Source organism: Flammeovirga pectinis, assembly GCF_003970675.1.
GTDB classification, from domain to species: Bacteria; Bacteroidota; Bacteroidia; order Cytophagales; family Flammeovirgaceae; genus Flammeovirga; species Flammeovirga pectinis.
On the sequence record NZ_CP034562.1, the window covers coordinates 4,476,863 to 4,489,423 of the forward strand.

The window sequence follows — 12,561 nt, forward strand, 5'->3', positions numbered from 1 at the left end:
ATACCAATAAATATAATAACGTACCCTCTATCTGTATTCATAATTCCCTCGTCTAATTCTTATAATCCTATAAATTGTGAAAGCGTACAAAAGTAGACTGATAAACGTAAAATTGAAGTGAATCAAAAAAGCTTTTTGTACATCAAAATTTACTAACGAGCTGACTATAAATTATAAGATACATATAACAAGAACTCTTAGGAGTGATATATAAAATGACTATGAATATGAGAAATTCTGTGACATTACTATTGTTTGTTCTTCTGGCTTCATGCACTGTCCAGAAAGACAAGAAGATGGTAAATAAGATATCTTTTGACGACAATTGGGAGTCTTTACAACAATACCAAGAGCCTGAATGGTTTAAAGATGCTAAGTTTGGTATTTTTGTACATTGGGGTGTTTATGCTGTACCAGCAAATAGTTCTGAGTGGTACCCAAGGTTTATGTACATGGATAGTGTTGTTTGGAACCCCGATGGCGAAGTTTCTAAAATAGGGGCTACACAAGCCAACAAATACCATTTAAAAACATACGGTACTTTAGACAAGTTTGGTTACAAAGACTTTATACCAATGTTTAAGGGCGAAAACTTTAATGCAAAAGAATGGGTACAACTTTTTAAACAGTCTGGAGCAAAGTATATTATTCCTGTAGCAGACCATCATGACGGGTTTGCTATGTACAACTCTAAACATACAAGGTGGAACGCTGTAAATATGGGTCCTAAAAAGGATATTTTAGGAGAATTGACAAAAGAAGCAAGAGCTAATAAAATGAAAATTGGTGCTTCTACTCACTTTGCTTTCAATTGGAATTACTATACTTATAAAGAAGGTTTTGACACTGTAGACCCAAATTTTAGTGATTTATACAGTAGACCTCATCCTCATTATGCACCTGCAGATCAAGAGTTTTTAGCACATTGGTGGGATAGAACCAAAGATATTATTGACAATTATAAACCAGATCTTCTTTATTTTGATTTCTATTCTGATAAAGAAGAGTTTACTTCATATCATCCTAAAATTGCATCTTACTTGTATAACAAAGGGATTGAGTGGAAAAGAGATGTTGTACTCCAAAGTAAAAATTACAAAAAAATCACCTTCCCAGAAGGAACGCATATATTGGATATTGAGCGAGGAAAAATGGCTGATATAAGTCCAAGATCTTGGCAAACATGTACATCTATTGGTACCAACTCTTGGGGTTATGTAAAAAATTGGAAATCTAAAGATGCCAATACTTTAATAGATGACCTTGTGGATATAGTAAGTAAGAACGGGAATATGTTATTGAATGTAGGACCTAAAGCAGATGGAACAATTCCGGCAGATCAGGTAGCCATTTTAAATGAAATAGGGGACTGGTTATCCATAAATGGTAAGGCTATTTATGGGTCTCGACCATGGAAGATTTTTGGAGATGGACCTACAGAAGTAGCAACAGGACACCATTCAGAAGATAGTAATACTACGCTTACAGCAAATGATTTTCGCTTTACAACTAATAACGGTAGATTATATACTATAGCCATGGATTGGCCAAGAAGTGGTGAGTTAAACATACAAGCTTTAAAGCTAGGTTCAGAATATACACTCGCAGAAATTAAAGAAGTGACATTATTAGGGCATGACACTCCATTAACTTGGACTCAAGGGAAAGATGATCTTAATGTAGTTTTACCTAAAGAAAAACCATGTGATTATGCTTTTGTGTTAGAAGTGAAATTTAAAAATGAAAAGCATTTGATGTAGGGATATATCATAATTTAAAAAAAACAGAGGCTATTTCACTCACCGAAATAGCCTCTGTTTTTGTATAATACCAATTTATTTAAATTGTAATTTATTTCATTTCTTGATTACCACAATTAGCATTGTAATCCTCTATAATTTGCATTCTTACATCATGATTAGAAACAGTTGTATTTGCAAGTTTCTTTAAGAGGTTACTATCTTTCTTTTCGAATAATTTATACTGCCCTTTTTCATACTTATCAAGTACAAATTGACAGTCAGCTAATTCTTTTTTTACATTCATATCATGAACAATTTTTAGCTTTCCTTCTTTTCCAATTCTGTATACAATATGCGGTTTCTGAGCATTTTGTATAGTACTAGCATCTATAAGTACATCAGGCTCATCAAAATGTTGATAAATAGAAATTTGATCTACAGAAATTCTTTTCATAAACATTCTTTTTGCAATCATTCCAGCCCCTGCTGCAGACATATCTGCGTATTTTACAGCTTCATAAAATTGGCCTTCATAAGTATAACCATCGCAGTCTTTTGGACTTACTTTTGGAAAATATTTATACTTTACTTTTTTTATTGATTTAAAATCTTCCTTAGAAATAAATCGAATAGTTTTTTGAAATTCCCATGGTGCACTTTCATTACTTAGATCGATGCCTGTGGTTGTTCCCATACGCCAAATATAGCCTTCTATTTGTTGACCATCTTTGCTGATAGTTCCTTCAATATAACTTTTGCCATCTTGAGCAAAAGACAATAATGAGAACGTAAAAATGAATGTAATTAGTCCAATAGTTTTCATAATAAGTAACAGTTAGCTTGCTTTTAAGTAATAGCATTATACGCTACAAGTATAACCAAAAAAAACTAAAAAAATATTATGATATAAATGCCTCTTTTTGGGGGCATTCCATTGCAACTATAAAAAGCTTATTTTGAAACAAGTATCAATGTTTATAAATTAACTTATATGCAATAAATTCATTAATGAATAAATAAGACGTGAAGTAATATGAATCAACTGCCAATTTTAAATATTAAAGAATTTGAAAACATTAATTCGGATGCAACATTCTATGCGAATAGTTTTATTCCGCATTTAAAACAACATCACCATTCAATAATGGCACCTCATAAACATGATTTTTATTTAATAGTATTATTTACCAAAGGATCTGGAACACATGAAATTGATTTTAATTCTTACACGGTAAAACCTGGAAGTGTGTTTTTATTAAATCCTGGTCAAACTCATTATTGGACGCTATCGGATGATATTGATGGCTTTGTTTTTTTTCATTCAAAGTCCTTTTACGATATGGGATTTAATGGTAGAACTGTTAATGATTTTCCTTTTTTCTTCTCAACTCAAAATTCACCTTGTGTTTATTTAGATAAAATTGAGATTGATAAGTTTATAACCATTTTTAAAGAAGTTGTTGAAGAGTATGAACAAGATTTACCATTAAAAAGACAAAAAATAGTAAGCTTAATTGATGTGTTTTATATTGAAATATCAAGATATTATGTAGACGAAGCCACATTAAAAAATAATAAATCTAATAGATACGCAATCCTTTTTAGGGAATTTGAAGAATTAATTGAATCAACTTATAAAACTGAAAAATCTCCCCAATTCTATGCAAAAAAGCTAAATATTAGCCCTAAACACCTCAATAGAATTATAAAAGAATTGATAGGGAAAACATCATCAGAATTAATTACCGAAAGGGTTATACTCGAAGCAAAACGACTATTAATACATTCTAAGCAAAATTTTAACGAAATAGCATATACGCTAGGTTATGAAGACTATTCCTATTTTTCTCGAATTTTCAAAAATAAATCGGGGGATAATCCGTCAGTATTTCAAGAAAAATATATCTAGTAAAAAATGCCAACCTAATGGTTGACATTTTCAAACTATCTGTATTTTATAATTTTACTTTCTTCTCTTTTACAAGAGAAACCCAATCAATCACACTTAATTATAACACTACTAATGAACGACTAGTGATTTTTATATATGACTACTTCTTATTTTTTAAATCATTTTTAAGCTCTTCAGTCGAATATACATGACTAGAAATCATCTTGAAATTTGTCTGAGCAGCTGCATTACCATCTAAACCAGGTAGTATAGCAGAGGCTGTAGCGTCTCCAACTACGGCTACCTCAAATCCATCTTCAATTAATTCTCTCATGTGTGCTTCTACGCAAAGATTACCAGACATACCCGCTAAAATTACTTTATCAATCTTCTGTTTTCTTAGTTGAAGACTTAGATCATTTTGTTCTGGGCCGAATATTTTATGTGGTCCAACTAAGGTTACAAAATCTTTGTCAATGTACTTTTTGTATTGTTCTAACCAATCAGCACCAGATCCTTTAAACCCTTTTTTATTCAACTGGTCTCCTCTATCAAACATAGAAATATCATGCATTAATTTTTCTAGTGCACCCTCAAATTTCCATTCATGATCATGGTCATAATAATAGTGTGGAGATACAAATACCTTAATGCCATTTGCTTCCGCTAATTTAAAAAGTTCCTCAATGTTCTCTACTGTATTGTTTTCTTCTACACTTTTTCCAACAACTCCCCATGTTACTCCTTCTGGACTTAAAAAATCGTTTTGAGGGTCAGTAATTACAATTGCTGTTACTTCATCTATATCAAATTTACGGTCAGGTAATTGTCCAAACACATTAAATATTGTTATTAATACTATTAGGATTGTTCCATTTAAATTCTTCATTCTCTTATTATTTATACTTTTCAATTATTTAACTAGCCTGTTTTTACAAACTTTTGACTTGAGGGAAATCAATTTCAAAATCTCCATTACTAAAAATGTAATTGGTAAAACTTCTCAATACTACCATTCCAATCAACTCTGTCAATGCTTTATGAGAATAACCTTGAGCAAGGAAATTTTCTATAGATTCTTGACTAGCGTTACCTTTATTTGCAGTTAATTCACTTGCTAATTTTATTAAAGCTTTGAATTTACTATCAGTAATTTCACCTTTTCTAATTTCTATCAATTCTTCTTCAGAAAAACCAACCATTTTACCTAAAGCACTATGTGCAGATAAACAATAGTTACAATTGTTTTCTTGAGAAACTGCGAGTGCTATTGCTTCATTCTCTTTAGGTGTAAATATGCCTGCCTCTAATGTTGAAGCAAAGCTCAAAAATCCTTTTAGAAGTTCTGATGAATTACCGATTGCCGCGTATAGGTTTGGTAACATTCCTACCTTTTGTTTTATCGCCACAAATACTTCTTGTGTTGATTCATCTACTTGATCTAACTTTAATGCTTTTAATACTTTCATGATTTTTTAAATCTTCTAAAATTGGGTTTATAAAAAAATAATTTCTTATTAATCTAAGCTGAATCGTATGTGAATTATAGGCTTCTAGATAATCTATAACGTGTATTATATATTTTTCAAATCGTTAGCACACACTAAATATTTTTACGAATTCAAATGTTTTAAAAGTCTTTTATCTTAAGTTATTGACTTCCTTTATTCAATGTTATTTTTTCTACACTTGCTAGATTAATAATAAGACAAAGGTAGATTTAGTGAGAATAAGATCTATTGAAGAAATTTCGTTTAAACTTGTACAATAAGGACATCCTTTTAGTAGAATGAAGGTTTAATGCCCATATTTATATACAATTGAGACATTTATGTAGCATTATTTCTTTTTTTAGAAAAGGGGGGTAGTTGTTTTCGGGTTTTGAATCGTTTGTCTTTGCCCAAGTTAGAGTATTCAAAACCAAAAAAGGGTGCAGATAAATATCTGACACCCTTAATCTTAAAGTTAATAATTGAATTGTAATGATTTATTAGTCAATAATGCGTTGGCTACCCCACCAATCTTTATTTGGTTTATAGGTAGTAGATAACATTCTTTGTCGTCCTTTTTCAAGCTTCTTCATCTGTACATTTTGTACCCACATTAAATGTTTTTCCTCCGCTTCTTTTGTCCAAGTAGGATCTTTTTCTGGAAACTGAGCATTAGTTTCTTTTAAGTAATCAAAAAGCTCTTTACTTAATTTTTTCTGTAATGAGGTATTCAAACTGACAAGGTTTTCTTTTTCAGAAGGGTCTTTTTCTAAATTGAATAACTCCTCATTATCCTCTTCATAATAATGGATTAATTTCCATTTTCCACGCCTAATAACAGAAGAGGGTTCTCCTCCTTGATTTCCATAATGAGGGTAATGCCAAACAATAGCACGCTCCTCCATTTTATCACCTTGTAACGCAGGTACTATACTTACACCGTCTTGATGTTGATCTGGATATTGTGGTAAACCGGCCAATTCCAATAGAGTAGGGTAGATGTCGGTACTTGTAACAGGTGTATTACTATGTGTTCCTTTATTTTGCATTCCAGGAACTTTGATAATGTATGGAGTTCTTAAACCACCTTCAAATTGGTAGCCCTTACCACCTTTTAAAGGAGCATTTGATGTAGAGAAAGAGTCGCCAGCAGCAACGCCACCATTATCTCCTGTAAATACAATAATGGTATTTTCACTCAAACCTAGTTTATCTATTGAATGTAATACCCTACCTACAGCGTCATCCATAGAAGCTACTAAGCCAGCATAAACAGGGTTATCTTGTTGTTGGCGAATAGGTGAAAATTTACCCATCTTATACCCCTGTCCTACATTACCTAGACGCACTGCTTTGTCTCTATATTTTTGCCATTTCTGTTCGGTAGTTTCTATTGCTCCATGTACTGCGTAAAAGGATAAACACGCAAAGAAAGGTTTCTTTTTATCATGGTTTTCCATAAATTCCACCGTCTCATTAGCAAGGCGCATCGTTAAATTTTCACCTTCAGGTCCATCTTTTAAAACAGGGTTATTATAGGGCGAAAAATAACCTCCTTTTGGTCCTCCTTTATGGTAACCACCTATATTAATATCAAAACCATGGTCTTCTGGCAGCGAACCTTGCCCTCCAATATGCCACTTGCCCGCAAAGAAAGTAGTATAACCATTTTCCTTAAATGCTTCTTGCATAGTAGTAAAAGCAGTATCAAGGGAGTGTTTATAAAAAGCAGGCATTAGCTTATTGTGCCTTTTTTGTTTTCGCCACGCTTCTCCTTCAGGAGATCCAATCCAATCTGTTATTCCATGTCTGGCAGGAGATTTACCTGTCATCATACTAGCTCTAGATGGACTACAAACTTGGCATGATGCATAACCTTGATCAAATTGCATTCCTTGTGCAGCTAACCCATCAATATTAGGTGTTTCATAATAGTTAGAATTAGTAGTAGACAAATCATGTGCTCCAAGATCATCTACAATAATCATTACAATATTAGGTGCATTTTTATCCTGAGTTTGCTGTATATGTTCACGCACACAAGAGCTCAATAAAGTAGATGCAGATAATAATAAATGAGTATATATTTTGCTAAATCCCATAGATTTCTATTGAAATGATTTTACAATACACCAACTTCTATCGCTTGTATAGAATCTAAAATATGTTGCATACCTTTTACCAATTCTGGGTGCTGGTTAGCAACGTTCACCTCTTCTTTTATATCCGTTTTTAAATTGAATAATTGAGGAGCTCTAGACATACCGCCATCAATATTTTTAAACTTCTCCATAAAATCAGGAACTCTTCTTGTACTAGCAATGGGCTGTATGTATTTCCAATCACCTTGACGTAAACTGATTGTATAAGATTCTTCTACCATATATGGTCTGCCTTCTTTAGATTCTCCAATTAAAGCAGGAAGAATATTTTTAGAATCAATTGCTTCATTTGCTGCAACTTCAATTGCAAACATCTTAGCAAAAGACGCATAAAAATCTAAATGTGAAAAAGTAGCATCACTTACTTTACCACCTTTAATTTTGTTTGGCCAATAAGCAATCATTGGTACTCTAGTTCCACCTTCTAATGCAGAATATTTACCTCCACTAAAAGGACCTGCTGGGCTATGATCTCCTAATAATTCTATGGCCTGATCGTCATAACCATCTGTAAGTACAGGGCCGTTGTCTGATGTGAAGATAACGAGCGTATTGTCTTCGATACCAAGGTCTTTAAGTGTTTTCATCACTAAGCCAGTAGTATAATCCATTTGTAAGATTACATCTCCACGAACACCCATTTCTGATTTACCTTTAAATTGATCTGAAGGGAGACGGGGCACATGAATATCATGAAAAGCAAAGTAAAGAAAGAAGGGTTCATCTTTATGTTTTTTGATAAAATTTGATGCTTTTCCTGCTAACTTCTCCGGAAAATCTTCATCTGTCCAAAGTGCTTTTTCACCGCCTTTCATGTAACCAATTCTAGAAATACCATTAATAATAGTATTACCATGTTGCTTGTCTGCCCCTTGTCTTAATAATTCTGGGTGAGCATTTCCTGTAGGTCTATCAGATATGTTTTTCTCATAGCTCACAGTAATCGGATCATTCGGATCTAGGTTAACAATATGGTGATTTTCCAAATAAACAGAAGGAACTCTATCACCTGTAGAGGGTAATAAGAAAGAATAATCAAAGCCTAACTCTAGAGGGCCGGGCTTTACTGCTTTATTCCAATCTACATTTCCATTTCCTAAGCCTAAATGCCATTTTCCCACAACACCCGTTGCGTATCCAGCTTGTTTAAATAAATCTGGTAAAGTCTTTTTGTCGGGGTCAATCAATAAAGGAGCATCACCTTTAAGCACTTTTGCATTTTTTCTAAAAGCATACTCGCCAGTTAGCATAGAATACCGCGAAGGTGTACATGTGGCATGTGGAGAGTGGACATCTGTAAATAGAATACCACCATCAGCGAGTTTATCAATTTCTGGAGTGCTAGCACCTTTTAGTCCATTTTTTCCAATATCGCCATACCCTAAATCATCAACGTAAAAGAGAATAACATTAGGTTTTTTATTTTCTTGAGATAATTCAACTTTATTATTGTCTACTTTCTGACAAGATAATAGTGAACAACCAATGGCAAGCGTGGTGATTATTTTATTCATTTCTTGTAATTTTATTAGTTTGCTTATACTTTTAAATCAGGTTTTTTTGATCAATTAAATTGAATAGGTAGTGCAATGTTTCCACTTATATTTTTATCTAAAACCGCCACATAAAGCATTGTAGGCTTTCCTGTTTTATCTGTTAAAACAAACGGACGTTCCACTCTTTCGGGAGTCCAAACGGTACCATCTTTTAGGGTAAATTCTTTTTTCATGAAAATTGATCTTTCATGAGGCTGCCAATCTGTACCGTTGGCGGAATAAAATAAGGCAAGCTCATTTTCACCCAATACATGGCACACCATAAAATAACTTTTGATGTTTTGATCGTACCAAACACAAGCATCTTCCGTTTGTGCTTTGTCATATACAGGTTTTGGCGTAAAAGTAAAAGGACCTGTAGGAGATTTTGATGTACCGACAAGTTGAATCCTAAACCATTCTTTTTTAGAGATATCATCACTCTTCATTATCATTGTATAAATGCCATTATTGTAAACAATAGAGGGGTTTACAGCAATATTTTTAAAGTTGATGTTATCGGGAATAACTACTGGTTTTTCTTGTCTTGTAAAAGGTCCATTTGGATGATTAGCCGTAGCTACACCAATTCTCTGACTATTACGGATTAACTTTCTGTTATCATCAAACCATTTTGAAGAAGGAGATAATATTGCCCCATTGTCAGCCGTTATTTGTTCTTTAATATCATTTGATATATAGTAAAGATTGATCTTTCCATCAGAAACAATAGCGTAAGGATTATGAGAATTATTGATATCCCATCCTCTAGTTTTATCACTTTCTAAAACAATATTTTGAAATTTAAATGGGCCTTCAGATGAATTCGAAACAGCATGAACAATTTCACATTCTGTTAGCCATCCTTTAAATTTATCTTTAGCTTTCCACCTCGAATAATAGGCATGAAATTTACCATCAAATTCTACAACAGAATTTCCCCAAACAAAATAATCGTCTTGAACAAGAATGTTAGAATCTACATTTTGCATGAAGAAATTATCCACATTACTCTGCGCTAATTTATCGAAAGATAATGTGCTATAATTGTAGTTTTTTACTACACTTTTTGCGGTAGAATTGGTCTTCTGATTACAACTCCAAAAGCAGAATAATACTATTGGAATGCACAACAAGTTATTTATTTTCATATGTGTATTATCTAATACTTATGAAAGTACTTTAAAGCATATTGACTTGATGGAAATAAAATAGTAGTATTTTTTCACTAAAAATATCCCCCCTACATTCTTATTGTTTTTTTTCTTTTTTGGGTGGGATTTTAGTTAGAACGGTTATTGGGGAAAATAATTTGAGAACTTTTATGAAGCCTTTAATTAATTAAAATAGCCTTTACCTAAAGAGTTCTATAAATTATATGAGTTAGTACTGAAAAATAGTATTTTTGTAGTGACTTAAAACAGATTTCAACTTCTTCTAACTACTACTGTGAAACAAAATATAAGGTGCATTTTATTACTATGCTCTATGCTATTATTAGGCATAGATTTAACATCTACAGCTCAAATTAATGAGGATTATAGATTAAGGTATTTGCCAAGGAATTTGATTAGTAAACAAAAACTTTTGACGTACCATGAAAACAAACAAATTGTTGCAATAGCCTATTCAAATAACACCATAAAATTATTTGATATTGGTCAGTCTAAACATATAGGAATTATTGATCATGGTACCTCTATAGATAATTTTGCGTTCGATCAGCAAGCAGAAAAACTGATTGTACTTAAAGGTAAGTCGATTTATATATATGATGTTTATTCAAAAAAATTAGACAAGGTTATAAAAACAAAGACTAATCTAGAAGTAATTAAGTCTAACCCTAATTTAGAGCATGTATATATAAATGGAAAACAAGGGAAAATAATTGTATTAAATGCTAAAAATGGAACAATTAAAATGATTACTCCTGTTGATTTACATTCCGTACAAGATTTTTGCATAAACAGTAAAGGAGATCAATTAGCTGTATTGTCTGTTTTTTCTAAAAATATTTTATTGATTAACCCTTTATCTGGAAAAATAATTAAGAAAATTCCAAGAAGAAATGAGAAGGCCTTTCCTAATTCCATTACTTTTTCTAAAGACGATACGCAATTAGTTTATGCAGATCAAAAGGCTCTTCATACTTTTCATCTCACAACAAAAAAAGCACAGACCATAACGTTTAATGATAACAATGCATTGTCGAATTTCCAATTGATAGATAACAAAGTTATTGGTGTTTCTTGGCTTGGAATAATAGAAGTTTTTGATCTTGCTACAAGAAAAAGAATCTATAAAGGAACAAATGGAGAAACGAAAAATTTTTCTTTTAAGAAAGAGCTCAGTCAATTGGATCAGGTTTTCTTATTAAGTGATCATGTTTTTTTAATAAATGATGCCAATAAAAATGTAAATTCTATATATGACACCCGAAAAAATAAGATTATTGGTTACTTATATTCCGATGCGAACGAAAACTTGTTAATAGCAACGACAGATGGACGTTTTAATTCGGATAAGGAATTTACAAGCAAATTATTTTGGGCAATAGATTATGATTTATCTTCTGAGAATATCACATTAGGCAGTACTATAGATCAAATGTATACCCCTGATTTATTGTATGATTTATCTGGTAAAGCTACGTTCTCATTAAGTGACATAGAAAAGTATAGTCCATCGATTACTATAAATTCTACTGATAGTGTTATCGTATCTACAGAAGATAAATACCGACTTAGCTATAGTTTATCACCTAGAAATAATGAGAAAATAGCATATATAGAGGTTTTTGTGAATGGGAAAATTATGAATAACAATCAAAGAGGACTAACGTTAAAAACGACAAGCCATCAGCAAGATGTTCCATTAATTGTAGGTGAAAATAATATAGAAGCTATTGCTGTTTCGGAAAGAGGTTTTAAATCTAGGCCTGCAAATATTACAGTTGTCTATGAAGGAGCAACAAAAGAAACTAATTTATATTTGTTGGTAGTTGGCGTAAATACGTACAAGAATGCCAATTATAATTTAAATTTTGCTGTGGCAGATGCTACATCTTTTTCACAAGCGATTGTTTCTTCTTCATCAAAAATATTTAAGAATACTTATCATAAAACTATCTTAAATACAGAGGCAACAAGAAGTAATATTATAAATGCATTCGATGAAATTAAGAGTAAAGCAACACCCAACGATTTGTTTATTTTCTATTTTGCGGGGCATGGTGCAATAATTAATTCTTCTGATTTTCATCTTATCCTTACTGATGTTACGCAAATTTACGGGAACGAAAACATTACTTCTAAAGCACTCACTGCAAAAGAATTACAGAAAAAGTGTGCAGAAATACAAGCACAAAAGCAATTAGTAATTTTAGATGCATGTCATAGCGGAGAAGCCGTCAACTCTTTTAAATCCAGAGGTTTTGCAGAAGAAAAAGCCATTACTCAATTAGCAAGATCTACTGGAGCAACATTAATAGCTTCTACAACTTCTACACAATTTGCGTCCGAATTCTCTTCATTGGGGCATGGTATCTTTACTTATGCACTTTTAGAAGGATTGAATGGTAATGCCGATACGGTATCGAAAGATGGAAAGGTAACGGTAAAAGAATTAGAGAGTTATTTAAATGACATTCTTCCGTTGTTAACAGAGAAATATAGAGGGAAACACCAGTATCCTACCTCTTGGAGTTACGGGCAAGATTTCCCTATCAAAGTGATAAATTAG

The 12,561-nt window shown here is 32.3% G+C and carries 9 protein-coding genes; 3 read left to right on the top strand and 6 right to left on the bottom strand.

Annotation, left to right across the window (positions count from 1 at the left end; translation table 11 throughout):
• The first annotated feature begins 296 nt into the window (after positions 1–296).
• A complete protein-coding gene (locus EI427_RS17705; RefSeq protein WP_240655326.1) occupies positions 297–1,760 on the top strand; it encodes an alpha-L-fucosidase in 1,464 nt (487 codons plus the stop codon).
• Positions 1,761–1,851: 91 nt separating this feature from the next.
• On the opposite strand, the gene EI427_RS17710 is transcribed toward EI427_RS17705, so the two are convergent.
• The gene (locus tag EI427_RS17710; protein ID WP_126617250.1) at positions 1,852–2,565 is read right to left on the bottom strand and encodes a hypothetical protein; all 714 of its coding nucleotides are present in this window, start codon (positions 2,563–2,565) and stop codon (positions 1,852–1,854) included.
• A 210-nt stretch (positions 2,566–2,775) separates the two neighbouring features.
• On the opposite strand from EI427_RS17710, the gene EI427_RS17715 reads away from it, so the two are divergent.
• Complete coding sequence (locus tag EI427_RS17715) at positions 2,776–3,651, top strand: helix-turn-helix domain-containing protein (RefSeq protein WP_126617252.1); 876 nt, start codon at positions 2,776–2,778, stop codon at positions 3,649–3,651.
• A 142-nt stretch (positions 3,652–3,793) separates the two neighbouring features.
• Here EI427_RS17715 and EI427_RS17720 read toward each other — a convergent pair whose 3' ends face one another.
• The 5 genes from EI427_RS17720 to EI427_RS17740 all read right to left on the bottom strand — a co-directional run bounded on the left by EI427_RS17720 (position 3,794) and on the right by EI427_RS17740 (position 9,971).
• Positions 3,794–4,522: a cysteine hydrolase gene (locus EI427_RS17720; protein ID WP_126617254.1), complete on the bottom strand. Its 729-nt coding sequence runs from the start codon at positions 4,520–4,522 to the stop codon at positions 3,794–3,796.
• A 43-nt stretch (positions 4,523–4,565) separates the two neighbouring features.
• Complete coding sequence (locus EI427_RS17725) at positions 4,566–5,102, bottom strand: carboxymuconolactone decarboxylase family protein (protein WP_126617256.1); 537 nt, start codon at positions 5,100–5,102, stop codon at positions 4,566–4,568.
• A gap of 521 nt (positions 5,103–5,623) precedes the next feature.
• Positions 5,624–7,225, bottom strand: coding sequence for a sulfatase (locus EI427_RS17730; protein WP_126617258.1), 1,602 nt, complete (start codon positions 7,223–7,225; stop codon positions 5,624–5,626).
• 20 nt (positions 7,226–7,245) lie between these two features.
• The gene (locus EI427_RS17735; RefSeq protein WP_126617260.1) at positions 7,246–8,799 is read right to left on the bottom strand and encodes a sulfatase family protein; all 1,554 of its coding nucleotides are present in this window, start codon (positions 8,797–8,799) and stop codon (positions 7,246–7,248) included.
• Positions 8,800–8,849: 50 nt separating this feature from the next.
• Positions 8,850–9,971, bottom strand: coding sequence for a glycoside hydrolase family protein (locus tag EI427_RS17740; protein ID WP_126617262.1), 1,122 nt, complete (start codon positions 9,969–9,971; stop codon positions 8,850–8,852).
• Positions 9,972–10,308: 337 nt separating this feature from the next.
• Between EI427_RS17740 and EI427_RS17745 the strand changes: the two genes are divergently transcribed.
• Positions 10,309–12,561, top strand: a complete 2,253-nt coding sequence (locus EI427_RS17745; RefSeq protein ID WP_126617264.1) for a caspase family protein — start codon at positions 10,309–10,311, stop codon at positions 12,559–12,561.